Annotated in this window: 22 protein-coding genes; 13 read left to right on the forward strand and 9 right to left on the reverse strand. The window is 60.8% G+C overall.

The genetic code is table 11. The features are described from left to right. Together E4631_RS07310 and E4631_RS07315 are read right to left on the reverse strand one after the other, a co-directional pair. Positions 1-2,538: an ABC transporter permease gene (locus E4631_RS07310; protein ID WP_205704214.1), complete on the reverse strand. Its 2,538-nt coding sequence runs from the start codon at positions 2,536-2,538 to the stop codon at positions 1-3. Between the two features lie 213 nt (positions 2,539-2,751). After that, positions 2,752-3,438 (reverse strand): ABC transporter ATP-binding protein, encoded by a 687-nt coding sequence (locus E4631_RS07315; protein ID WP_133658692.1) that lies wholly within the window; start codon positions 3,436-3,438, stop codon positions 2,752-2,754. Positions 3,439-3,712: 274 nt separating this feature from the next. On the opposite strand from E4631_RS07315, the gene E4631_RS07320 reads away from it, so the two are divergent. From E4631_RS07320 to E4631_RS07335, 4 genes are all read left to right on the forward strand, one after another. After that, positions 3,713-4,393 (forward strand): arylesterase, encoded by a 681-nt coding sequence (locus E4631_RS07320; protein WP_133658789.1) that lies wholly within the window; start codon positions 3,713-3,715, stop codon positions 4,391-4,393. Further along, positions 4,393-4,926 carry a GNAT family N-acetyltransferase gene (locus tag E4631_RS07325; RefSeq protein WP_133658691.1) on the forward strand — a complete coding sequence of 178 codons (534 nt, stop codon included), beginning with the start codon at positions 4,393-4,395 and terminating at the stop codon, positions 4,924-4,926. Before E4631_RS07320 ends, E4631_RS07325 begins: the two co-directional genes overlap by 1 nt. Positions 4,927-4,965: 39 nt before the next feature. Beyond that, the gene (gene murI, locus E4631_RS07330; protein WP_133658690.1) at positions 4,966-5,793 is read left to right on the forward strand and encodes a glutamate racemase; all 828 of its coding nucleotides are present in this window, start codon (positions 4,966-4,968) and stop codon (positions 5,791-5,793) included. 365 nt (positions 5,794-6,158) lie between these two features. Further along, positions 6,159-8,738: a T9SS type A sorting domain-containing protein gene (locus tag E4631_RS07335; protein WP_166648166.1), complete on the forward strand. Its 2,580-nt coding sequence runs from the start codon at positions 6,159-6,161 to the stop codon at positions 8,736-8,738. 82 nt (positions 8,739-8,820) lie between these two features. On the opposite strand, the gene E4631_RS07340 is transcribed toward E4631_RS07335, so the two are convergent. From E4631_RS07340 to E4631_RS07350, 3 genes are all read right to left on the reverse strand, one after another. Beyond that, positions 8,821-9,147, reverse strand: coding sequence for an iron-sulfur cluster assembly accessory protein (locus E4631_RS07340; RefSeq protein ID WP_133658688.1), 327 nt, complete (start codon positions 9,145-9,147; stop codon positions 8,821-8,823). Positions 9,148-9,303: 156 nt separating this feature from the next. Continuing rightward, a complete protein-coding gene (iscU, locus tag E4631_RS07345) occupies positions 9,304-9,720 on the reverse strand; it encodes a Fe-S cluster assembly scaffold IscU (RefSeq protein ID WP_068335800.1) in 417 nt (138 codons plus the stop codon). A 104-nt stretch (positions 9,721-9,824) separates the two neighbouring features. After that, complete coding sequence (locus E4631_RS07350; protein WP_133658687.1) at positions 9,825-11,039, reverse strand: IscS subfamily cysteine desulfurase; 1,215 nt, start codon at positions 11,037-11,039, stop codon at positions 9,825-9,827. A 194-nt stretch (positions 11,040-11,233) separates the two neighbouring features. On the opposite strand from E4631_RS07350, the gene mce reads away from it, so the two are divergent. Both mce and E4631_RS07360 read left to right on the forward strand, forming a co-directional pair. Further along, the gene (gene mce, locus E4631_RS07355) at positions 11,234-11,680 is read left to right on the forward strand and encodes a methylmalonyl-CoA epimerase (RefSeq protein WP_133658686.1); all 447 of its coding nucleotides are present in this window, start codon (positions 11,234-11,236) and stop codon (positions 11,678-11,680) included. Between the two features lie 121 nt (positions 11,681-11,801). Then, positions 11,802-12,374: an L-threonylcarbamoyladenylate synthase gene (locus E4631_RS07360; RefSeq protein WP_133658685.1), complete on the forward strand. Its 573-nt coding sequence runs from the start codon at positions 11,802-11,804 to the stop codon at positions 12,372-12,374. A 1-nt stretch (position 12,375) separates the two neighbouring features. Here E4631_RS07360 and E4631_RS07365 read toward each other — a convergent pair whose 3' ends face one another. Both E4631_RS07365 and E4631_RS07370 read right to left on the reverse strand, forming a co-directional pair. Then, entirely contained in the window at positions 12,376-13,374 is a 999-nt protein-coding gene (locus tag E4631_RS07365) for a family 43 glycosylhydrolase (RefSeq protein WP_133658684.1), read from the reverse strand. Positions 13,375-13,399: 25 nt separating this feature from the next. Further along, the gene (locus E4631_RS07370; protein ID WP_133658683.1) at positions 13,400-14,893 is read right to left on the reverse strand and encodes a glycoside hydrolase family 28 protein; all 1,494 of its coding nucleotides are present in this window, start codon (positions 14,891-14,893) and stop codon (positions 13,400-13,402) included. Between the two features lie 260 nt (positions 14,894-15,153). Here E4631_RS07370 and E4631_RS07375 point away from each other — a divergent pair, with 260 nt between their 5' ends. Then, entirely contained in the window at positions 15,154-16,572 is a 1,419-nt protein-coding gene (locus E4631_RS07375) for a CCA tRNA nucleotidyltransferase (RefSeq protein ID WP_133658682.1), read from the forward strand. Here the strand turns inward: E4631_RS07375 and E4631_RS07380 are convergent, their stop codons facing one another. Then, entirely contained in the window at positions 16,573-16,899 is a 327-nt protein-coding gene (locus E4631_RS07380) for a hypothetical protein (RefSeq protein ID WP_133658681.1), read from the reverse strand. Between the two features lie 186 nt (positions 16,900-17,085). On the opposite strand from E4631_RS07380, the gene E4631_RS07385 reads away from it, so the two are divergent. Together E4631_RS07385 and E4631_RS07390 are read left to right on the forward strand one after the other, a co-directional pair. Further along, positions 17,086-17,508, forward strand: a complete 423-nt coding sequence (locus E4631_RS07385) for a DUF1622 domain-containing protein (protein WP_133658680.1) — start codon at positions 17,086-17,088, stop codon at positions 17,506-17,508. A 183-nt stretch (positions 17,509-17,691) separates the two neighbouring features. Further along, a complete protein-coding gene (locus tag E4631_RS07390) occupies positions 17,692-18,408 on the forward strand; it encodes a TonB family protein (protein ID WP_133658679.1) in 717 nt (238 codons plus the stop codon). A gap of 128 nt (positions 18,409-18,536) precedes the next feature. Here the strand turns inward: E4631_RS07390 and kdsB are convergent, their stop codons facing one another. Then, positions 18,537-19,292, reverse strand: coding sequence for a 3-deoxy-manno-octulosonate cytidylyltransferase (kdsB, locus tag E4631_RS07395; protein ID WP_133658678.1), 756 nt, complete (start codon positions 19,290-19,292; stop codon positions 18,537-18,539). 187 nt (positions 19,293-19,479) lie between these two features. On the opposite strand from kdsB, the gene E4631_RS07400 reads away from it, so the two are divergent. From E4631_RS07400 to E4631_RS07415, 4 genes are all read left to right on the forward strand, one after another. After that, positions 19,480-20,439: a LysM peptidoglycan-binding domain-containing protein gene (locus E4631_RS07400; protein WP_133658677.1), complete on the forward strand. Its 960-nt coding sequence runs from the start codon at positions 19,480-19,482 to the stop codon at positions 20,437-20,439. A gap of 152 nt (positions 20,440-20,591) precedes the next feature. Beyond that, a complete protein-coding gene (locus tag E4631_RS07405) occupies positions 20,592-21,350 on the forward strand; it encodes a TIGR02757 family protein (protein WP_133658676.1) in 759 nt (252 codons plus the stop codon). A 17-nt stretch (positions 21,351-21,367) separates the two neighbouring features. Further along, positions 21,368-22,075 (forward strand): hypothetical protein, encoded by a 708-nt coding sequence (locus E4631_RS07410; RefSeq protein ID WP_135318595.1) that lies wholly within the window; start codon positions 21,368-21,370, stop codon positions 22,073-22,075. A gap of 276 nt (positions 22,076-22,351) precedes the next feature. Beyond that, complete coding sequence (locus E4631_RS07415) at positions 22,352-24,844, forward strand: endonuclease MutS2 (protein WP_240734726.1); 2,493 nt, start codon at positions 22,352-22,354, stop codon at positions 24,842-24,844. The last annotated feature ends 4 nt before the right edge of the window (positions 24,845-24,848 follow it).

Raw genomic sequence — 24,848 nt, forward strand, 5'->3', positions numbered from 1 at the left:
TTATTGCCCCTCGGCGCGCAGCACGGCCAGCGGCGGCTGGCTAAGCACCGAGCGGCTGTTGAGCCCGCCGATAAGGGCCGTGAGGCCAGCCACCAGCACCACCAGCGCCGGTAGCGGCCACAGCGCGCTGAGCGCAAACGGCGTTTCGAACACCCAGAAGGCCAGCGCCCAGGCGGCCAGGCCGGCCAGCAGCACACCGGCAAAGGCGGCCAGCGAGCCCAGCAAGGCGTATTCGAGCAGCGTGATGCGCAGAATCTGGCTGCGGCTGGCGCCGAGCGTGCGCAGCAGCACGCTCTCGCGGGTGCGCTGGTAGCGGCTGATGAGTACCGAGCTGGCCAGCACCAGCAAGCCGGTAAGGATGCTGAAGCCCGCCATAAAGCGGATAACGAACGAGATTTTGGTCAGAATCTCATCCACGGTTTGCAGAATCAGGCCCAGGTCGATGGCCGACACGTTGGGGAAGTCGCGCACCAGCGCGCGCTGGGCGGCGGCGAGCACGGCATTGGAGGGCGTGCGGGTGAGAATGACGTGGAACTGCGGCGCCTGCTCCAGCACGCCGCTCGGAAACACGACCAGAAAATTGGTTTGCACCCGGCCCCAATCGACCTCGCGGGTGCCGCCCACGACCGTGGCAATGGGCGCGCCCTGCACGTTGAAGCTCAGCGTGTCGCCGAGTTTCAGCTTGACGCGCTCGAAGTAGCTGCCATCGACCGACACGCGGGGTAGGCCGCCGGCCGTGGCCGGTCGCGGCGGGGTGCCAGACGTCAGCTTCTCAGTTTTGCTGAGCGTGTCGCGGTACGTTACGCGGTACTCGCGGGTGAGGGCCCAGGGCGGAATGCCGTTGGCGGTATCCTTTTTGAGCTGCGTCACCGACTTGCCATTGATAGCCGCTAGGCGCATCGTCACGATGGGCACGCGCTGCAGGATGGGCAGGTTTTCCTTGGTGAGCAGCTGCTCTACCCCCTTCTCCTGCTCGGTTTGGATATCGAAGAGCACTAGGTTGGGTTGGTTGCCGCCGCCCGATAGCTGCACCCGGCCCAGCAGCACCGACTGTGTGAGGTAGAGCGTGGCCAGCAAAAACGTGCCCAGCCCGAGCGACAATATCAGCGTAACGGTCTGGTTTTGGGGGCGAAATAAATTAGCCAAACCCTGCCGGGCTACGTAGCTCCAGCCGGTGGGGAAGAAGCGCCGCAGCAAGTAGCGCAGCCCCAGGCCCAGCCCGGCCAGCGCGCCCAGCGCCGCCAGCAGCCCGGCCGCGAAGCCCAGCGCCAGCTTCCAGTCGCGGGTTTGGGCGTAGGAAAAGCCCAGCACAAACAGGCCGATAATGGCTAGCACCAGCCCGCGCAGCGGGTCGGGCGTGGCGGTGTCCTCGTCGAGCGAGGCGCGCAGCACCCGCAGCGGCGATACCCGCCGGATGCTCAGCAGCGGCAGCAGCGCGAAGAGCACCGCCATCGCTACCCCCGTCAGCAGCCCCAACCCCACCGAGGCCAGCGACACGCTCATCTCGACCTCAACGGGTAGGAAATTGCCCAATACCTTGGGCAGCAGCACTTGCACCACCGCGCCCAGCGCCGCCCCAATGGCCGCGCCCAGGAAGCCTAGCCCCGAAGTTTGAATCAAATAAATGAGCAGCGCCTGCTGGCCGCTCGCACCCAGGCAGCGCAGCACGGCCACGCTGGCCAGCTTTTCTTTCACGTACAAGCTCACCGCGCTCGCTACCCCCACGCTGCCCAGCAGCAGCGCCACAAAGGCCACCAGGCTCAGAAACCGGGTGAGGTCGCGGAAGGCACGGCCGGTGGCTTGCTGCCGGCTGGCCACCGTATCGGTGTCGATGCCGGTTTGGTCGAAGCGCACCTGGTAGGGCTTGATAGCGGCGGCCACGTCGGCGGTAGGCGCAAACTGGTAGTAGGTGCGGTACTGCACCCGGCTGCCGCGCTGCACCAGCCCGGTTTTGTTGAGCAAATCAATGGGAATGAATACCTTGGGCGCAATGGCGGCGCTGAAGCCGCTCTGGCCCGGCGTTTTCAGCACCCGCCCCACAATGGCTACCGTGAGGGTGCCCACCTTCACCGAGTCGCCCACGCGGGCGTTGAACTGGTCGAGCAGTACGTCATCGACCAGCGCGCCAGTGGCCATACCCCCCCGAAAGTCGGCGGAGGCAGTCGCGGGCTGGGTTTCCCAGTCGCCGTAGTACGGGAAGCCCGCGCCCAGCGCCCGCACCTGCGCCAGCCGCACGCCCTGGGTGCGCGGAAACGACACCAGCGACGCGAACGACACCTCGTCGGTGCGCGTGTTGCCCAGCCGCCGTAGCGCGGGCCGCAAAGTAGAGTCAAACGGCTGGCTCGACGAGAGCACCAAATCAGCGCCCACCAGCTCGCGGGCCTGCGCCGAAATGCTGCGCGCCAGGTTGTCGCCAAACGAATTAATGCCCACCAGCGCCGCAATGCCCAGCACAATGCTCGACATAAACAGCGCCAGCCGCGACCGGCTGCGGCGCGAGTCGCGCCACGCCATTGTTACTAACCAACTGAAATTCATAAAATTAATAAACTAAATCCGCCACTGCTGGCCGCAGATTTAAGCGAAGCGCATCTGCTGGCCGGCCAGTGGCACCAGTCTCCAGACTGGCGTAAGTGAGTTCGCCCCGGCCCGTTGTGCCAGTCTGGAGACTGGCCCCACTTCACTGCCGGGAAGTCGCGCCGCTGCGCGGCTTAAGACTTCCGGCAGCGTGGCGGCGTGCCGGTAGTGTCATTAGGCTGCCGTGCCCACGGTTTCTTCCACCACTTTGCCGCCGCGCATCCGCATGATACGCTGCGTCTTAGCGGCCAGCTCAAGGTCGTGGGTTACCAGCACGAGGGTGGTGCCGGCTTCCTTGTTGAGGTCGAAGAGCAGCTGCACTACCGTGTCGCTGGTGTCGGGGTCGAGGTTGCCGGTGGGCTCATCGGCGAAGAGAATCTGGGGGCGGTTGGCGAAGGCGCGGGCCAGGCTCACGCGCTGCTGCTCGCCGCCCGAGAGCTGGGCCGGGTAATGGTGGCCGCGCGCGCCGAGGCCCACACGCTCCAGCAGGTTTTGGGCTTGCTTGGCTACGTTGCGCTCGCCGCGCAGCTCCAGGGGCACCTGCACGTTTTCGAGGGCCGTGAGGGTGGGTAGGAGCTGAAAATTCTGGAAGATGAAGCCCACGTGCTGGTTGCGTACCGCCGCCCGCTGGTCCTCGCTCAGCTTGTCTAGCCGGATGCCTTGCAGCCACACGCTGCCGCTGGTAGCCCGGTCGAGGCCCGCGCACAGGCCCAGCAGGGTAGTTTTGCCGCTGCCGCTCGGCCCCACAATGGCAAATGTGTCGGCTGGCTGCAGGCTGAAGCTGACCTCGTGCAGCACCGTGAGCTGGCGGCCGGCGCTGGTGTAGGTCTTGGTAAGGTTTTCGACTTGAAGGCTAGTCATTCAGGAAGCAATGAGGTATGGATTATAGTGGAACGTCATGCTGAGCTTGTCGAAGCATCTCTGCCACGCCGGTAGGGTAGTACTCCAACGGAGCAGTAGAGATGCTTCGACAAGCTCAGCATGACGAGCGGCGAAAAGCAAACGCTTAGCGTTCTATTTGAAACAACGTCAAGACAAAAAGCCTTTTGGGAAGAAAAACATCCCCTTGCGGGTTATGGCTACGTAGGACGCACGACAACGGCCTATACTTTTGCCTGCTTTCGCTTTTCTGCCCATGAACTACCTGCCCGCCAGTGCCCTGCTGCTGGCCCTGCTCGCCGCCGGCTGCAACTCCGACACTACCAAAACCCAATCGGCCCCTACCCCCCCCGCCACGACCGAAGCGCCCGCCGCTAAAAAAGGTGAGGCCGCTATCCTGTTTTTTGGCGACAGCATCACGGCCGGCCTGGGCGTGGAGCCCGACCAGGCCTATCCCGCCCTCATTGAAAATCGGGTTGATTCGCTGCACCTGCCCTACACCGTCGTCAATGCCGGCCTCAGCGGCGAAACCAGCGCCGGCGGCCGCTCGCGCATCAACTGGGTGCTGAGCCGCCAGCCGGTGGGCGTGTTTGTGCTGGAGCTGGGCGGCAACGATGGCTTGCGCGGCCTACCCCTCACCGACACCCGCAAGAACCTGCAAGCCATCATCGACACCGTGCGCCAGCAGGCCCCGGAGGCCAAAATCGTGCTCGCCGGTATGCAGATTCCGCCCAATATGGGCCCCGCCTACGCCGCCGATTTCAAGAAGCTCTACGGCGAAATCGCGACTAAGAACCACCTCACACTCATTCCGTTTCTGCTCGAAAACGTGGGCGGCATCGCCAAGCTCAACCAGCGCGACGGCATCCACCCCACGCCCGAAGGCCACCGGCTGGTGGCTCGCACCGTGTGGCGCACCGTGCAGCCGCTGCTCTAATGGAAACGCCCCTGCTCGAAACGGCGCGCCTGCGCCTGCGCGGCCATTACCTTACCGACCTGGCCCCGTTCGTGGCGATGTGGCAGGAGCCGCAATTTTATCAGCATCTCACTGGCTCGCCACTAGCCGAAGAGGAAGTCTGGACCAAGATGCTGCGCCACGCCGGGCTTTGGGCGTTGGGCGAATACGGCTACTGGGCGGTGGAGGAAAGGGCAACCGGCGACTTTATCGGCGCCATTGGCTTTGGGGCGTGGCAGCGCGCCATCGAGCCATCCATTAAAGGCTTTCCCGAAATCGGCTGGGTGCTGGCCCCGCATACCCACGGCCGGGGCTACGCTACCGAGGCCGCGCAAGTGGTTTTCGCCTGGGGCGATGCCCACCTGCGCCAGCCGCGCACCGTGTGCCTCATTGATAGGGCCAATGCGGCTTCCCGGCGGCTGGCCGCCAAATTTGGTTACCAGGAGTTCGACCACTCGTTGTATAAAGGGCACGAAGTGGTGCTACTGGAGCGCTGGCGGCCGGCAGGGGGGTAGGGCGCAAAACGCCGCGCCGCCCGACCTTTGCCGCTACCTATGACGACTTCTTCTGACCCGGCCGCCCGGCCCATTGGCATTTTCGATTCCGGCATTGGCGGCCTCACCGTGGCCCGCGCCGTGGCCCAGCGCCTGCCCCACGAGCGGCTCGTATACTTTGGCGATACCGCCCACCTGCCCTACGGCGAGAAAAGCACCGCCGCCATCCAGGCCTACTCCGTCAAAATTTGCGACGTGCTGTTGCGCCAGAATTGCAAGCTTATCCTTATCGCCTGCAACTCGGCCTCGGCCGCTGCCTACGAGCTGGTGCGCGAATACGTGGGCTCTAAAGCCATAGTAATCGGCATGATAGACCCTGTGGTATCGTACGTGGGCCAGCATTATGCCGGCCGCCCGGTGGGCCTCATCGGTACCAAGCAAACGGTGGGCTCCAACATTTACCGCAAGAAAATCGACCAGCTCGACCTCGGCGTAGACCTGCACGCCCTCGCTACCCCCCTGCTCGTGCCCATGATTGAAGAAGGCTTCTTCAACGGCCGCGTATCGGAGGAAATTATCCGCGCCTACCTCGCCCACGACGAACTGCAACACATCGAAAGCCTGGTGCTGGCCTGCACGCACTTCCCCCTCATCAAGCCCCAGATAGAGGACTATTACCAGGGCCGCGTGGCTGTGCTCGACCCCTCCGACGTAGTCGCCGCCACCGTGGCCGAGGCCCTGGCGGCGCGCCAGCTATTGGCCCCGGCCGGGGGGGTAGGGCCGGCGCATCACTTTTACGTGAGTGATTTTACGCGCTCATTTGAGGAGAGTACGCGCATCTTCTTTGGTCAGGAAGTGCAATTAGAGCATTACCCGCTGTGGGAGTAGGGTAGAAGCTGAATTATATTTTTTTTAGATGACAGGCTTGGGAAGAGGAAGTAAATAAGTAATTTCGTCGCTACGAAGTATTGCTTATTCAAAATTCTATTCACATTCTTATGACAGGTATTCTTACTAAAAACATAACCCACTTCTTTATAAGTTTACTGCTATTGATACTGCCCTTTCTTGGTGTAGGGCAAACGATAATTGTCAATTACGATTTCAACTCAACTACTGCGCCCAACTCGCCTCTGACCACGGCGGGCGGAATAACTTCGGCTGCTTCAGCTTCCAAAACTTCTACTGCCAGTGGAGGTACCGCTACCGGTGCGGGGGCATACGTACCTGCCACTGCGGGAAATGCCTTGACAATGACTGCCCTAAGTGCGGCCAGCACCGACTACTTCCAGGTTACCCTGGATGGGCCCTCGCTTGCCAGCTACTCGGCTTTTAAGCTGTACTTTCAGAGCTTTCGCACGTCCACGGGCCCCACAACGCTCACCCTTCAATACAGCTTGAATGGGGGCGCGTTCATTACCACGGCCAATACAGCCGTGCCGGGTAATCCGGGTTTCAACGAAGCAGCTGTCGATTTGTCGGGGCTGACGATGCTGAACGCTCCAACCAGCTTGAAGTTCCGGCTGGCGGTTAGCGGCTCTACCGGCGGCAATGCCCGCGTAGATAATTTTCAGGTGCAGGCCGTCAATACCGTAGACCCGCTCATCAATGGGATTAGTCCAGCTACGATAGAAGCCGGCTCGGCCGATTTTTCGCTGGCCGTGACGGGTAGCAATTTCAAGCCGGGCTCGGTAGTGAGCTTCAATAGCCAGAATTTGATGACTACTTACAAATCAAGTACTTCTCTGGTCGCCGTGGTGCCCGCAGCGGCGGTCGCCTTGGACGGCAGCTATCCGGTGGTAGTCACAAACCCAAGCGCGGTGCCCTCCCCCGCAGCGACTTTCAGCGTAACGCCGGCATTGGTACACTGGACTGGCACGGCGGGCAATACCAGTTGGTTTGAGCCGACCAACTGGAGCACCGGCGCCCTGCCCGCCACCACCGATGAGGTAGTGCTCGACCACCGCTATGTGGCCGGCAGCTTCACCGTCAGCCTTGACCAAAACGTGGCTGTGAGCATCAAGTCCCTAACCATTAATCCCGGTGTGGGCGATTCCATATTTGCGTTGGTGCCAGCTAGTAATACTTTGGCAACGGCCCTTACGCTGAGTAACAGCGGAAGCGGAGTAGTGGCCCTGGCCATTTATAATAAAGGGGTAGTAACCAATGCCAGCGGTGCCAGTTCGGGCTCGGGTATTGATGTGTTAGGCACAGGGGCTACTGCTTTTATCTACAACGGTGGCAGCTATCGCCAGGCTACCGTGCGAGGACACGCCGCCGTGGTAGAAAACCTGAGTGCGGTAGCTGGTACCGAGTTGGGGATTTTTGATTTTCGCTTGCCAACTAACGGTACTGCCTCTTACTCGCTGTCACTTGCCGGGCGTACTTACGGGACGCTTATTTTTCGCAATCGCTTGGGGCAGGCATCCACAAGCTATCCGGGCTCGGTAAACTCACTTATAGTGCAGGGGAATTTGATAATTGGCCCTGGTGCGGTGCTCATCGCTACCCTGAACACAACCAATGAAGCACGGTTTCTGGGTGATGTACGGGCGCAGGGCACTTTGCAGTTTAAGAACGGTAGCGCCGGGTCTCCTAGCCAAGTGCTATTTTCGGGTAGCAAATCACAGATTATTAGTGGCAACGTTACGTTCGAGCCTGGAGTTGGTATGATGCTGAATAATCCGTCTGGTGTTGTCTTAGCTACGCCCTTACTGCAAAATGGGATGTTTACGCTCACTAGTGGGCCGCTCACTACTACCGCCACAAACCTGCTGACGCTGGGTACAACTGCCTCAATTGCCGGGGGTAGCAGTGCCAGCTACGTCAACGGCCCGCTGGCCCGCCAAACGGCCGCTGGGGCGCTCAGCGGCTTGGTGTTTCCGCTCGGTAGCGGTGGCGTTTATCGGCCGGTAGTGCTCAATGCCACTGCGCAGGATGCTACGACTTACCTGGTAGCGCTTGCGCAGGGGCCTGCCCCCGACTACAACAACTTGCCCACCAGCACGACTGGCCTACCCCAGCTCACGCGCGTATCGCGGGCTTGGTCCTATACCATCACGCCCACGCCAGCGGCCAATAATTTCAGCGGTAACGTGCTACTGCCCTATGAGCTTACCGACCAGGTGAATGCGCCCAACGATGCCAGCTTCGTCATTGGTAAAAACAGCGGCAGCGGCTGGCAAAATATTGGTAAATCGGCTGTGAGCGTGACGACTGCCGCCCCCGCAGGCGGCTACGCCAGCGGCACTATCACTTCGGGCACATTCACGTCGTTTAGTACCTTCTCCCTGGCCAGCACCAGCGCTGATGCGGCCATTAACCCATTACCCGTAATACTCACCAGCTTCGCCGCCCGGCGCCAGGCCGCCAACGTGCGCCTGAGCTGGGCCACTGCCTCTGAGCTGCGTAATGCACATTTCGAGGTGCAGCGCAGCCTGGACGGACAGGTATTTACGGCGGTGGCTACCGTGGGCGGCCAAGGCACTACCGCGCTGGCGCGCCAGTACACTGCGCTCGACGCCGCTGCCCCAAATGCCGTGCTCTATTATCGCCTAGCCCAAGTAGATATCGACGGCCGCACCACGTATAGCCCCCTGGTGGTGCTGACTGCTACCAGTAGCGCCGTGCTCTATCCCAACCCGGCGCGCGACCGCTTGGTAGTGCCCGCCCCGGCAGGCACCCAGGTGCGCGTGCTCGACCTCGCGGGCCGCGTGCTGCAAACCGTAGCCCTACCCCTCTCGGGCGAAGTGAGCGTAGCCAGCTTACCCGCCGGCACTTATCTGCTGCAACTAAGTGAGGGCGCGCAACCCTTGCGATTCAGCAAAGAATAGGGGGGTAGGGAAATAAAAAAGTAAAGGCCCGATGCAAGCTGCACCGGGCCTTTACTGGCTGAGAATAGCTGCCTACCCCGCCTTAAACTGAGAAGCTCTCGCCGCAACCGCAGGAGCGCGAGGCATTGGGATTGTGAAACTGGAAGCCCTTGCCGTTCAGGCCATCCGAGAAGTCGAGCTCGGTGCCGGCCAGGTAGAGAAAGCTCTTCATATCGACTACTACGCGCACGCCTTTGTCTTCAAATTCCTGGTCCATGGGCCGGGTTTCGTTATCGAAGTCCAGCTTGTAGCTCAGGCCCGAGCAGCCGCCGCCGGCCACTGAGGCGCGCAGGCGGTAGGTTGAATCGAGTTGCGAGTCGTGCATCAGGTGCTCAACTTTCTCCTTGGCTTTATCCGAAACGGTTATCATATAAGTAGGTAGCTAAGGTGCTAGGAAAGAATAAGGGCGGCTGGGCTTCAAAAGCCAGCGGTAGTAGTATAACAAAGATACCGCTAAGAAGGATTCTAAATAACAAAAAAAGACGACCCTTTTTCAAGGGTCGTCTTTTACAAAAGGTTGGTCAACCTAGTGGTGCGACTTTTCCAGCTCCAGGGCCGGCATGCCGTTCTTCACGCGGTAGTCGTTGATAGCCATTTTAATAGCATCTTCGGCCAGTACCGAACAGTGGATTTTTACGGGCGGCAGGGCCAGCTCTTCCACAATCTCCATGTTATCGATGGCCAGGGCCTCGTCCACGGTTTTGCCTTTCAGCCACTCCGTCGCCAGCGACGATGAAGCGATGGCCGAGCCGCAGCCGAAGGTCTTGAACTTGGCATCGGTGATGGTATTGGTGGCTTCGTCCACCTCAATCTGGAGGCGCATTACGTCGCCGCACTCAGGAGCGCCAACGAGGCCAGTGCCTACCGTTTTCTTGTTTTTGTCCAGCGTGCCCACGTTGCGGGGGTTGCTGTAGTGGTCGATTACCTTATCGGAGTAAGCCATTTCTTTGGAGTTATGAGTTAAAAGTTATGAGATATGAGTTGAAAAAGTGCGAGTTAAGTAAGTGGCAATGAACCAACTCACAACTTTTAACTCATAACTAAAAATCAGTGTTCAGCCCACTCAATGGTGCTGAGGTCCACGCCTTCTTTGTGCATTTCCCAGAGCGGCGACATTTCGCGGAGCTTGGTTACGGCTTCTTTTACGTGGTTGATGGCGTAGTCGATTTGTTCCTGGGTAGTGAAGCGGCTCAGGCCGAAGCGCAGGCTGCTGTGGGCCAGGTCGTCGCTCAGGCCCAGGGCCTTGAGTACGTAGCTAGGCTCCAGCGAAGCGCTGGTGCAGGCCGAACCACTCGATACGGCCAGGTCCTTCACGCCCATCATCAGGCCTTCGCCCTCCACATATTTGAAGCTAATGTTGGTGACGTGGGGTAGGCGGTGCTCTACCGAGCCATTCACGTAGCTCTCTTCCAGGGGCAGCAGCGACTGCTCCAGGTGGTCGCGCATTTTGCTCAGGCGCTCGGTATCGGCAGCCATTTCGAGGCGGGCCAATTCGCAGGCCTTGCCGAAGCCCACGATACCGGGTACGTTGAGCGTGCCCGAGCGCATGCCGCGCTCGTGGCCGCCGCCGTCCATTTGGGCGGTCACTTTTACGCGCGGGTTTTTGCGCCGCACATACAGGGCGCCTACCCCCTTGGGGCCGTACATCTTGTGGGCGGTAAATGCCATCAGGTCAATGCCATCGGCGAGTACGTCGACCGGAATCTTGCCTACGGCCTGGGTGCCGTCGCTCATGAACAGCGCGCCGTGCTTGTGAGCAATGGCGGCAATTTCGCGGATAGGCTGAATGGTGCCCGTCTCGTTGTTGCCGTACATGATGGTCACCAGAATGGTCTGGGGCGTCATGGCGGCTTCCAACTCGTCGAGGCTAATCAACCCCTTGTCGTTTACCGGCAAGTAAGTCACCTTGCCGCCGAGTTTTTCGATGTGCTTGCAGGTATCGAGCACCGCTTTATGCTCGGTAGTGGTCGTGATGATGTGGTTGCCACGCTGGCTATACATCTCGAATATCCCCTTGATACCCAGGTTGTCACCTTCGGTAGCGCCGCTGGTGAAAATAATCTCCTTGGGGTCGCAATTGATGAGCTGCGCGATTTGCTCGCGGGCATAGTCCACGCCTTCCTCAGCAGCCCAACCGAAAGGGTGGTTGCGCGAGGCGGCGTTGCCGAATACGTCGGTCAGGTAGGGCATCATGGCCTCCAGCACGCGCGGGTCGAGCGGCGTAGTGGCGTTGTTGTCCAAGTAGATAGGTAGCTTAAGCATGGCGCTGGGCTGGATGTTGCTAGTTAAGGTCTTAAAGTTAGTCGTTGACTGCCTACGAAACAGAATTTTGGCCTAAACAGTTTTTTCGAATCCACAAAAATAGCTGGAATCTGTCTAAAAAGCTGCGCGACCTGATTCGCTCTAAATCGCGGCCGGTAGCTTTGTGCCGCTGGCCGAGTCAGCTTCCTACCCCTATGCTTACCAACCTCGAACACTTAGGCCTGGCTGTGCGCGACTTAGCTGCCGCCACCGACCTCTACACGCGCCTGCTGGGCCAGCCGCCCTATAAATCGGAACACGTGGCCAGCGAAGCCGTAGACACGGTTTTCTTTCAAATCGGCGGCTCCAAGATTGAGCTGCTGGCTGGCACCGGCCCCGAAAGCGCCATCACCAAGTTTCTGGAGAAGAAGCCTGAGGGAATCCACCACGTCGCGTTTGAAGTGGATGATATTGAGGCAGAGATGGCCCGGCTGCGCGCCGAAGGCTTTGTATTATTAACTGAAACCCCCAAACGCGGCGCCGATAATAAGCTGGTATGCTTTGTGCACCCCAAAAGCGCCGGGGGCGTGCTAGTAGAGCTGTGCCAGACCGCAGATTTAACGGATTCAACGGATTCCGCAGATACGGGCCTACGGCCCTGACTATCCTGCGGCGCCTAGTTACGTTACTACTGCCGATGCCCTGCGTATGCCCATGCTCCTAAAGCAGGCAGCCCGCGTAGCGGGCGTATCTGAGCAATCCGTTAAATCCGTTAAATCTGCGATGAATTTTTTTCGCCAGGAAGTAGATGCCGCCGTTGATATCCTGCTCACGCAGCAGGTCATTCTCTACCCCACCGATACGGTTTGGGGCCTGGGCTGCGATGCCGAAGTGCCCCGCGCCGTTGAAAAACTATACCAGCTAAAAGGCCGGCCTGAAGGCACGCCCAGCATCGTGTTGGTGGCTGACCTGGCCATGCTGCGCCGCTACGTGGCGCAGGTGCCCGACGAACTGGAGGCGGCACTTGCCGCGCAAACGCGCCCCACTACCTACCTGCTGCCCGCCAGCCGCATTGTAGCGCCTGGCTTAGTGGGCCCCGATGGCACCGTGGGCCTGCGCGTGGTGCAGGACGAGTTTTGCCACAAAGTAGTGCGCCGCCTGGGCCACGGCCTGGTGAGTACCTCGGCCAATAAAACCGGGCAGCCTACCCCCGCCGTGTACGCCGAAGTAGACCCGGCCATCGTGCGCGGAGTTGACCACGTGGTGAGCTGGCGGCAGGACGACCAGACGCGCACCGCGCCCTCGCGCATCGTGCGCCTGGGGGCCAACGGCGCGCTCGAAGTAGTGCGCGACTAACCTACTGCGCAGCCTCCTGGGGCCAGTGCCAGGTCCGCAGGTCGGTGCTCCAGGCCAGGCCGATGGAGGCATTCTTGTCGAAGTCGCCCTGCTCCTCGGTGAGCGGGCCCGAGCCGTGGAAGAACAGCAGGTAGCGCCGGATGCCCGGCACGTGGCGCAGGTCGAGGGCGGCGCCGGCGGTGAGGCGGCCTTGCGCCCATTCCCAACCGGGCTGGCCCTGGCCCAGGGTAATGAGCGGGGCCCAATCGGCCCAGTGCTGCAAGTCCGTTGATTTCTTGATATTAATGCCGTTGTGGGGCGAGTTGAACAGGTAGTAGCCGTCGGGCTGGGGTAGGACGCAGACATTCTCCCCAGCCTCGGCCGAGCCGGCAAATGTCCAGATAACCAGGTCGGTAGAGGTAGAGCGGCTCACGCCATTTTGCTTGTAGAAGATGGAGTACCGACCCGGTTGCTGCGGGTCGGGCAGCAGGTAGGGGTCAATCATGCGGCCCAGGCTTTTTTCGTCCACATTGGGGCCTTTCACGCGCAGCAGTTCGGGGGCCGACCAGTGCCGCAGGTCGGGGCTGCGCAGGAGGAACAGGCGGGCGTCGCCGGTGCCGAAGCGTGGCATTTGGTCGGCGGTGTAGTGGGGGCGGGGGTAGGTCTGGAGGCACAATACCCACTCATTTTTAACCCGAATGATATTACCAGGGCTCGAAAAATCAAGATTCTGGTCCCGCACCGTAATTTTTTGCGGCGGCGTCCAGTGCGTCAGGTCGCGGCTCGTGCTGACGGCGACGTAAGAAAATACCCCGCCGTCAGCCTCCGTTTCGACCAGCGTATAGTAGAGGTAAAATGTGCCCTTTTCGTAGAGCACGGCCGGGTCGCGGTAGGCGGTTTTGACATCGCCGCGCAGCAGTACCGGCGAGGCCAGCGCCCGCAGCCGGCGTGGCTGTGCGGTGGTAGCGCGGGCCACCAGCAGCATTGCCAGAGCCAGCCCGTAGGTCAGTAAACGAAGCATAGTACGATGAAGGGGGGTAGGAAATTCATTTGCCAGCCGCGTACTCGCGCACGGCCGGCAGCCGTGCCGGGAAGGCTGACTCGCCCGTTAGGCCGCTCAGGCGCAGGCCCGTTGCGCCGTGGCTTTCCAAGGCGTGGGCGAAGTACGCGGGCGGGCTCGGGCCCCAGCGTACTGAGCAGTTGCGCACCGTACTGTTATTAGTGCGGTCGAGGTAAAAGGCTGACGTGTTGCCCGGTACCAAGCCGGGGCCGGGTGCGGGGCGCTGGTCGTACACACCGCCGGGCAGGTCGGTGGTTTTGGTGAGTAGCACGTCAACTTGGTCGAAGAAAATATGGCTGACCAGGCCGGCCGTTTCGCCACTCACGTAGATGCCGTTTTCGCTGCGGCACTTCACATTGCTGAAATAAATGTCGTGCACGGCCCCGGCGCGGCCCTCGGTTTGGCCGGGAGCGTAGCGCCGGCTGGCCCCGTGGTCGGGCCGGCGAAAGGAAGTGACGTAAATCGGCTCGGCCTTACCCCACCAGGTACCTGAAACGTAGTGCGACTCAACGATAATGTTGGAAAACAGTACGTTGGATACCGTTCCCTCGTCGCGGTTCTGGATGCCCAGGCCCCGGTTGCTGCCGCTCACCACGCAATTATCCACCACCACCCGGCCAATATGGTCTACGTTTTCGGACCCTATTTTGAAGGCGCACGAGCGTGAGCTGAGCGTGCAGTTGCTCACGGTGATATCCTCGCACGGCCCAAGGCTAGCAAACTCGCGGCGGTTTTTGAGGCAAATGGCATCGTCGCCCGACTCGATGTGGCAGTTGGTGATGCGCACGCGGCGGCTGTGGTCCACGTCGATGCCGTCGCTGTTGGGCACGCGCTGGTCGTTGCGCACCGTGAGGTCGGAAATGGCCACGTCGTCGCAGCCCGCCAGGTGAATATTCCAGTAGGCCGCGTTGCCGATGGCTAAGTCACGGATGCGCAGTCCTTTAACCCCCACCAGCGTGAGCACGTGCGGGCGCATGTCTTCGCCGTTGGGCCCGCGCTTCACGGTGAGGGCATCGCCGCTTTCGGGGCCCAGAAAGGCCTGGGAATTGCCGTCGATGGTGCCGCCGCCGCACAGCGTCACCTGCTCTAGGTTGTAGGCGCTTATCCAGCGGCTGCCCTCGCCGTAGTTGTCGGCGGCAAAGGCCGATTGGGTGTAACGGCTCAGGTCAGGGCTCGCCCGCAGGATGGCCCCGCTCTCCACGCACAGCTCCACGTGCGAGCGCAGCGCAAAGGGCCCGGCCACGAACGTGCCGCCGGCCGGCACCAGCACCCGGCCACCGCCGGCCGCGGCGCAGGTATCGAGGGCGCGTTGCAAGGCCGGCGCGTCGTCGGTGCGGCCATCGCCCACCGCCCCGAAGCTGCGCACATTGAACTGCCGAGGGGGGGTAGGCGCCGCGAGAGCGGCGGTGGGCGGCGCCGTGCGGCAGCCCGCGACGAAGCTAGCTAGCCCAAGCAGCCAGCATAAAGGAGCACTACGCATGGGAGCAGGCCGGCCGGTGGGTGGGAGCGCGCGGCCAGCACCACAAGGTATTGCGGGGAGTAGCGCTGGTTGCAGCTAACCGGGCGGGCGCTGAGAATCTGCGTACTTTTTGGTAAGCCACTATCAAGTACGAGGCCGCTCAGTTGGTGCGCGAACGCCAGTAGCGTCAAGTAGCGCGAACTTTGTGGTTCGCGCCCCCGCGCCGAGAGGCATTCGCTTGGGGGCGCGAGTTACAAAAAACGCGCTATTACCAGTTGCCCATGACCACGCCCACGCTACCCGACCTACCCATCTTTCGCACCATTGCCGACGCCGCCCAGGAGCTGGGCCAGCCGGCCTACGTCATCGGCGGCTACGTGCGCGACCTGGCGCTGCAACGGGCCAGCAAGGATATTGACGTGGTGACGGTGGGCGACGGCATCCGGCTGGCGGAGGCCGTGGGCCGGCGGCTGCCGGGTAGGGGCCGCGTCACGGTGTTCAAGAACTTTGGCACCGCCATGCTGCCCACCGAGGAGGCCGGCGAAATTGAGTTTGTGGGCGCCCGCAAGGAAAGCTACCGCGCCGAAAGCCGCAAGCCCGAAGTAGAAGCCGGCACGCTGGACGACGACCTGGCCCGCCGCGACTTTACTATCAATGCCTTGGGCCTGAGCCTGAACGCCGACGACTTTGGCGCGCTCGTGGACCGCTACGAGGGCATGAAGGACCTGGCCGCCAAGACCATCCGCACGCCACTGGGGCCCGATATTACCTTCAGCGACGACCCGCTGCGGATGCTGCGCGCCATCCGGTTTGCCAGCCAGCTCAACTTCGATATTGAGCCCGATACTTACGACGCCATCGCCCGCAATAAGGAGCGGATTAGCATCGTGTCGCAGGAGCGCATCACCATCGAAATCAATAAGATAATCGAGTCGCCGCTGCCGAGCTACGGCTTCAAGCTGCTGTTTCAAACGGGCCTGTTGCAGCTCATCTTTCCCAAGATGGCCGAGCTGCACGGGGTAGAAAAAGTGGGCCAGCATGCCCACAAGGACAATTTTTACCACACCCTGCAAGTGCTCGACAACGTGGCCGCCGCCGGCGGCGACCTGTGGCTGCGCTGGGCCGCTATTCTGCACGACATTGCCAAGCCCGCCACCAAGCGCTACGATTCCAAAGTAGGCTGGACTTTCCACGGCCACGAGGACAAAGGCGCGCGCTGGGTGCCGGGTATTTTCACGGCGCTCAAGCTGCCGTTGGGCGAAGAAATGCGCATGGTGCAGAAGCTGGTGCGCCTGCACCTGCGGCCCATTGTGCTGAGTAAGGATATTGTAACCGATTCAGCCGTAAGGCGTTTGCTTTTTGAGGCTGGCGACGATATCGACCGCCTCATGCTGCTGTGCCGGGCCGACATTACCAGCAAAGACCACCAGCGCAAAGCCCGCTACCTCCAAAACTTCGATACGGTAGAAGAAAAACTGCGCGAAATCGAGGCCAAAGACCACCTGCGCAATTTCAAGCCCGTCATCACCGGCGAGGTCATCATGGAAACGTTTGGCCTGAAGCCCTCACGCCAGGTCGGCGAGCTGAAAGAAGCCGTGCTGGAAGCCATCCTGGAGGGCGAAGTTCCCAACGAGTGGGCGTCCGCCTACGCGCTGCTGCTCAGGCGCGGCGCGGTGCTGGGCCTGGCACCGGTGGGCTAACTAGGCGTCGTATTCGTGGTAATCCAGGATGGCTTCCGCAATGGTTAGTGGGGTGGCCGCCGTGCCCAAGAAATCGGCGTACTCAGGTATAAGGTCTGCTAATTCAGACGCCGAGAAGAAGGCTTCGTATGGCTTCTCACTGACTGTAAGGAAGATGGTTGGCGGTACGCACTCCAAATCGAAGAAAGCTAACTCGCTGGTCAAGCTGACTTTGTGCTCCATGTATACGCCTATATTCTCGGTATTTATACCCGAGGCGTGGCTAGCCGCTACTTCCTCGGCTGAGGCGCTGTGCCTGATTAATTCAATAAATTGCAGAAAATTCAACCCTTGTTTTGCTTGCTAGTGAGCGGGAAAGATACAGGTGAAAAGCACCCCTCGGCCACCCGCGCTTAGGCTGGCAGCGCGAAGTGTTGCGGGCTATGTTGTCCACCCTCACGGTGCCCGGTGCCACTGGCAGTGCAGCGCGGCTTAGCCTACCTGCTGCTGCATTTTACCACCGTAATTTGAGTTATGCTTCCAATTCCTGAACTGCCCACTACTATTTTTTCGCGCACGGAGGAGGGGGTAGTAGCTGGCGTGCAGTGGCTGAAGCTGGGGGTAGAAGTGGTGGGTGCGCTCATTATCTCGCTGGGTATCTTGGCGGCGGGTGGGCTACTGGTGCGGGCGCTGCTGGCCCGGCGCACGGCCGATTTCACGGCCATCCGGCTCACGCTGGCCCGCTACCTGGCCCTGGCGCTGGAGTTTCAGCTCGGGGCCGACATTCTCTCCACGGCCATCGCGCCGAGCTGGGAGCAGATTGGCAAGCTCGGGGCCATTGCCGTGATTCGGACGGCCCTGAATTTCTTTCTCTCTAAAGAAATGCAGCAGGAGCGCCGCGAAAGCGGCAACGAGCAGCAGTCCGTTGACAGGGCCCGCAAGTCATCTGAATCTTAGTTTCGCAGGAGAATAGTTATAAAAATTATTCTCCTGCGAAAGAAATAAGGTGAAACGAAGCCACAATAAAGTTTTTGCTTGTCAAATTCAGATTAATAGCGAGTTAGGTTAAAAATGGGGTAGGATTTAGCGTGCAGTTTCGTAAACTTGCCAACGGATTCCCACCTTGTTTGCTTTCTTGTTATGGTGCAAAAATTACCTTCTTTTGTTCTGCTGTTTGTGGTGCAGGCCGCTATGCTCCTCTGCGGAAGCCCAGCTGCGTGGTGCGCCCCCGGCTGGCCGCCCGTGCTGGAGCACCCAGCCGCCGTTACTATTACGGGTAGCGTCCTCAACGATAAGGGCCTACCCCTGCCGAGCGTGGTGGTGGCCGTCAGGGGCACTTCTACCGTGACTACTACCAACTCGGCGGGTAATTTTCTGGTAGCCGTGGAAGCTATCAACCCAGTGTTGGTATTTACCTGCGCCGGGTACCAGGCGCAGGCGTTGTCGGTGCAGGCCCGTAGCGGTGTGGCCATTACGCTGTACGCGGTGGGGGTAGCGCCGCCCTCCGACGTGGAGCCGGCCGTGGGCGCCGGCAGCAACGGGGTCGTGTATGCCGAAGAGCTAGCGTCTTTCCCCGGCGGCGATGCTGCCTACACTACCTACCTGCGCCAGAATGCCCACTACCCCGAAAAAGCCCAGCAGGAGGGCCTGGCCGGAGCTGTTTACGTGAGCTTTGTGGTCGATGAAACCGGCCGCATCCTGGACGCGCAAGTGCTAAAAGGCTGCGGCAATGGCTTCGACGAGGAGGCCCTGCGCCTGGTGCGTCTTATGCCTTGGTGGAATCCTGGCCGCGCAGGCGGCAAAGCTGTGCGCTCGGGCTGCACGCTGCGCATCCGGTTTGGGGTGCAGCAGCCGTAAGCGCCATTTTAGGCCATCAAGATGCCCGTCATCCTGAGCTTGCGAAGGACCTTATCACCGTCGCGCAGATTTTTGGCAACTTGCGCGATAGTGATAAGGTCCTTCGCAAGCTCAGGATGACGGGCGTTTTACTTCCCTACCCCCAGTCTCGCCCGCGCCCGCGCTACGTCTTCGGGCGTGTCAATGCCGAAGGCGTCCAGCTCCGTGATGGCGGTTTGAATCGTGAAGCCGGCTTCCAGCCAGCGTAGCTGCTCTAGGCTTTCGGCCAGCTCCAGCGGCGAGGGGGGGAGGCGCGTGAGCTGGCGCAGCACGCCGGGCTGGTAGGCATACAGGCCCAGGTGGCGGTAGTAGCGGTGGTGCTGCAGCCACTCGGCGGGCGCGTACTGGCGCTGGTAGGGTAGGGGGTGGCGGCTGAAGTAGAGCGCGTGGCCGTGATAGTCGGTCACGACTTTGGGCAGGTGCGGGCTGAACAGCTCCTCCTCCGTGAGCACGGGCTTGATGAGCGTGGCAATGGCCGGCGGCTGGGCCTGGGCAAATAATCCTACCAGCGCATCAATCTGGGCCGGCTGAATAAACGGCTCATCGCCCTGAATATTTACAATGCAGCTGACCTCGGCCGGGCTGCCCAACAGCTCAAAGGCCTCCCAGGCACGGTCGGTGCCACTGGGGTGGTCGGGGCGCGTGAGCACGGCCTCGCCCCCAAAGCCGCGCACGTGGTCCAGGATGCGCGCATCGTCGGTGGCCACCACCACGCGGGCCAGGCCCGCCAGCCGGGCCTGCGCCACTACGCGCTGAATCATGGTTTGGCCGCCCAGGTCTACCAGTGGCTTGCCGGGTAGGCGGGTAGAGGCGTAGCGGGCTGGGATAATACCGAGGGCAGACATGTGATAAGGAACAAGGAGCAAGGAACAAGAAGCACGGAGTAGGGGCCCAAAACCAGGGGTTCGGGACCTGTCGTTGGCCCGAAACTAGGGCCGCCCGGCCGCTACGTAGTTACTTTGCCTACCGCTGGCCTGGCGCCGGGGCCCGCCGGTGGTGGGTTTTGGTACACCTTTAGCTTCGCTTTTACGCATGAGTCTGCTTGCTTCGTTATTGATTTTGAATTCGCTGCATGGTCCGGTGGCCGCGCAGCTGCCCACCCACCGCTTACCCACCGATTCTATTGGCCAGGAAATGCGCGGCGGCCAGCGCTTCGTGCGCCACCGCGTAGCGCAGGGTGAAACCATGTTTGCCCTCAGCCGCCGCTACCACGTGTCGGTCGACCAGATTACGGCTGCCAATCCGCAGCTGAAAGCCGGCCTGGGCATTGGCGAAATCGTGCTCATTCCGCGGCCCAGCGGTGGCAAAACAGCGCCGGCCACTGCCGCCCGCATTTCGGCGGCCCCTACCCCCGCCGCCACGGCCAACGTGCCCGAGAGCTACACCGTGGCCAAGGGCGAAACGCTCTTCGGCATTGCCCGGCGCTTTAGCCTGTCGCCCGCCGAGCTAATCTTGCTCAACCGCCTGCCCGCTGGCGGCGCGGTGCGCGTGGGCCAGCAACTGCAGCTGCGTAGCGCTGAGGCGGGTGCGCCGCCCATGGCGGTTACTCCCACTACTGCGCCCGAGCCCACCACCGCGTTGCGCCCCACCGCGCCCGAGCCGGCCACCTCCAAAATCAACCCCGCCAAGGAGGCCCAGATTGCCACCGTTACGGCTGCTACCCCCGCCGAGCGCCGCGAAGAGGTAGCCGAAACTAAATCGCCCACCCGCGCCAGTGAGCTGTCGGGCCGCAAGACAGATGTGGGCATTGCCGCGCCCATTGCCAGCAGCGGCACCGACAAGTACCTGGCGCTGCACAAAACGGCCCCCATCGGCACCATCATGCAGGTTAAAAACCAGATGAATGGCCAGTCGGTATACGTGCGTGTGATTGGCGTATTGCCCGATACCGGCGAGAATGATAACATTCTGGTGCGCCTCTCGCCCCGCGCCGTGCAGAAGCTTGGCACCAATGACAGTAAGTTTCGGGTTGAGACGAGCTACGTGCCGTAGGGCCGAAGTATTCTGGCCCTCAAACAAAAAGAACGTCATGCTGAGCTTGCCGAAGCATCTCGCTCGCGCCGTTGGAATAATACTTCTGACGGCGTGGTAGAGATGCTTCGGCAAGCTCAGCATGACGTTCTTTTTATATCTCTTACCAACCAATGCCTAAGCTGAACCTTGCCGAATTGCGCGTCCTTCTCGACGAGCGCGCCGACCGCCACAACCAGCCCGCCTTCCTCACCAAAGACCCGGTGAGCATTCCGCACCGCTTCCGGCAGCGGCAGGATATCGAAATCAGCGGCCTCTTTGCCGCGCTGCTGGCCTGGGGCCAGCGCCCCACTATCCTCAAAAAAACCAGTGAGCTTATGCAGCGCATGGACGATGCGCCCTACCAGTTCATCACCCAGCACCAGGACGACGACCTGAAGAAGCTGCTCGGCTTCTGCCACCGCACGTTCTGCGACACCGACCTGCTGTATTTCGTGCACTGGCTACGCTGGTTCTACGGCGAGCACGCGTCGCTGGAAGATGCTTTCCTGCACGGCGCCACCATGCGCGAGCGGCTCATCAACTTCCACGACCTGTTTTTTAGCTTACCCGACGCGCCGGCCCGCACCCGCAAGCACGTGGCCACGCCCGCCCGCGGCTCGGCCTGCAAGCGCCTTAATATGTACCTGCGCTGGCTCGTGCGCCGTGACACCAACGGCGTCGATTTTGGCCTCTGGACGCGTATCTCGCCCGCCGAACTCATCTGCCCCATCGACGTGCACGTGGAGCGCCAGGCGCGCTTACTGGGCCTGCTGAAACGCGAAAAAGTAGACTGGCAAGCCGCTGAGGAGCTGACGGATAATTTGCGCCTGCTCGACCCGAATGACCCGGTGAAATACGACTTTGCGCTATTTGGGGAGGGGATAGGGTAGTACTATATATTTGCGTGATGAGCAGTCCTCGAACCGCATTCAAGCTTCAGCTTTTTGACCCAGCCAGGGGCACTAGCTTAGTAATTATCCCATTACTTGGCCTGTTTGTCTTGTTCGGAATTGCTTTCGGTGGGCTGGCAACCGGAATGCTAACCGGACCTTGGTTAGCAGGCGCCTACATAGTTGCGGTACTTGGTGGCGGGGGTTGGCTAGGATACCAGGCGTATAAAAAGCTGGTTATTGTATCTGCCAAAGTTCTTCTATCGGATACCGCCATACAGGTGGTTGACCAAGATAAAGAGCTGCTAGTAGTCCCTTACGACACCATTAAGGCTTACCGCTACCAAAGTTTCAATGACGCGGAAGAACTGCGTATAACCTTGAAAAATAACGAGCGCTTGAAAATACGGTCGAATAGCAAGCTGACTAAAGTTGGTGATTTTTCTGGTATGGTAGCCGCATTCGAAGCCCAACTTACCCAACGGCAAGATTTAGGCGCAATCGAAGCGGTTACACGCGAAAAAAGCTTCTTCGAGAAAAAGATTTCTACCTGGCTACTCGTAGCAATGACCGTGTTGATAGGTATGCTCACCGTTGATTTGATGACTGGCACCCATTCCAAGCGGCCAGGCAGCCTGTTCATGGTGTACGGTAATTACCTTATTTACCTGGGAGCGTGGATAGCAGCTAGTGCCCGTCGCAAAGAAGCTTCTCAAACAGCATAGCCCACTAATACGAGTTACAGCTTCACCTAAACTTGCGCCAGTGTTGGTGTTACATCCGTAGATTGTTTTATCACATCAACTTATGTTCCGAAATTCAAAAGGCCCCGAGCTACCCGCCTGGGTATTCCTGGCTCTGCGCCTGGGCGCGCTGGTCGCCGTGGCCGTGGTAGCGGTAGTAGTGTCCCGGTGCAACGCTTGAGCTTCCGCGTTCTTCCGCGAAAACTTCCGCGTCCTCCGCGGTGAAAAGCCCGTTAGCGCCGAATCTTCCGGCCCCGTTTGCTGTTTTACCTTCGCGGCCAGTTAGCCAAATTATATCCGCGCGTAGTCGATTTGTTAGTACCCCAGAACTTTGAAGCCAAAATTGGCTTCGCCACCCTGCGCGAGCTGCTGGAGCAGCTCTGCCTCTCGGCCCTGGGCCGGCAGTACGTGGCCAAAATGCAGTTTAACACCAACCACGAGCAGCTCAGCAAGCTCCTGGCCCAAACCGACGAGTTTCGGCAGCTGCTGGCTGGCGGCAGCGAGTTTCCGGGCGCGCACTACTACGATGTGAGCGTGCACCTCAAGCGGGCTTCGCTGCCGGGCGCCTACCTCGACGTGGCCGCGTTCTTCGAGGTGAAGATGAGCTTGCGCACCATCCGGTCGGCGCTCACGTTTTTTACCCACGCGCCCGAAAATCTGTACCCTACCCTCCGGTTGCTGGGCATCGGTATTCAGGCCGACCGCAACTTGCTGGCCGCTCTCGATAAAGTGGTGGACGACGACGGCCACGTGCGCGACGATGCCTCGCCGCTGCTGCGCCAGGTGCGCCAGGAGCTGATTCAGCGCCAGGGCCAGCTGCGCAAGCAGATTGCCAGCGTGCTGCGCCACGCCAAAAGCGAGGGCTGGATTCCCGGCGATGCCGAGCCCACCATTCGCGGCGGGCGCTTGGTGCTGCCCGTTATTGCGGAGCACAAGCGCCGCGTGCGCGGCCTCATTCACGACGAGTCGGCCTCGGGCCAGACGGTGTTCATCGAGCCCTCGGAAGTTTTTGAGTTGAACAACGACATCAAAGACCTCGAAAACGCCTACCAGCGCGAGCTGATTCGCATTCTCACCAGCCTCACCGACCAGCTACGCCCGCATTTGCCCGACCTGCGCAGAGCTTATAGCTACCTCGGCCTGCTCGACTTTATTCGGGCCAAAGCCCGACTGGCGCGCGAGCTCGATGCGCAATTACCCGAACTCAGTAGCCGCCCGCTCATTCGCTGGCGCGGCGTGCGCCACCCGGTGCTGGCGCTCACGTTCAAGGAGCAAAACAAGGCCGCCGGCAAAGACGCCGAAAAGCGCGAAGTAGTGCCGCTGGACATTGAGCTGACGCCCGAGCAGCGTATCCTCGTCATTTCGGGGCCGAATGCGGGCGGCAAGTCGGTGTCGCTGAAAACGGTGGGCCTGGTGCAGTACATGCTGCAATGCGGCCTGCTCATTCCGTGCGACGATTACTCGGAGGCTGGCATGTTTGAGGATATTCTGCTGGATATTGGCGACGAGCAGAGCCTCGAAAACGACCTTTCGACCTACTCCTCGCACCTGCTGGCTATGAAGCAGTTCGTGACGGTGGCCAACAAGAAAAGCCTGGTCCTGATTGACGAATTTGGCACCGGCACCGAGCCCAGCCTGGGCGGCGCCATTGCTGAAGCCGTACTGGAGCAACTAAATCAAGCGCGGGCATTTGGGGTGATAACCACGCACTATACCAACCTCAAGAACTTCGCCGAGAAAACCGACGGCCTCGTAAACGGCGCCATGCGCTACGACCCCGAGCGCCTTCAGCCGCTCTATCGCCTCGAAATCGGTAAGCCGGGTAGCAGCTTTGCCATCGAGATTGCCCGCAAAATCGGCCTGCCCCGGCAGCTCGTGGAGCGCGCAACCCAGCTCGTAGGTAAGGATAAAATCCGCTACGACCGCCTGCTCGAAGGCCTCGAAAAAGATAAAACTGAGCTGGAAACCAAGCTGCGCGATACCGAAAAGCTGCAAAACGGCCTGCGCAAGTTCACCCAGGAGTATCTGGACCTGAAAAAGAACCTCGAAGACACCCGCACCGAAACCCTGCGCGAGGCCAAGCACCAGGCCAAGAAGCTGCTCCAGAACACCAACCAGCAAATCGAGGCTACCATCGGCGAAATCCGGCGCTCGCAGGCGGATAAGGACGTGACCAAGCAGGCCCGCGAAAAGCTCGACACTTTCGTGCGCCAGGAGCTGCAAACCGAGCCGCCAAAGGCCCGCCCCACCCGCGAACTGGCCGAGCCCGGCACTCTGGCCGCCGGCGACCGGGTAGCGATTCTGGGTCAGGACGGCCACGGCGAGGTCGTGAGCGTGAAAGGCAAAACCGCCGAGGTGCTCTTCGGCGGTATGAAAACGCTGGTCAAAGTCAACCAGCTCGAAAAGCTGAGCCGAGCCGAAGTGCGCGACCGCGAAGCCACCGCCCGCAAAACGGCCGCCGCCAACACCGGCGGCCCGAGCCTCAACCTCACGGGCCGCATGGCCGATTTCAGCCCTACCCTCGACCTGCGCGGCGAGCGCGCCGAGGACGCCCTCACCAAGCTCATGGTGTATGTGGATGATGCCGTGATGTTTGGCATTCCGGAAATGAAAATATTGCACGGGCGCGGCAACGGCGTGCTGCGCCAGGTGGTGCGCGACTACCTGCGCCAAACCCGCGCCGTAGCGAGCGTGGGCGACGAGCACGCTGACCGCGGCGGCGACGGCGTGACCCTGGCCGTGCTAAAATAAACAA

This window comes from Hymenobacter sp. UV11 (assembly GCF_004684095.1).
Classification (GTDB): domain Bacteria; phylum Bacteroidota; class Bacteroidia; order Cytophagales; family Hymenobacteraceae; genus Hymenobacter.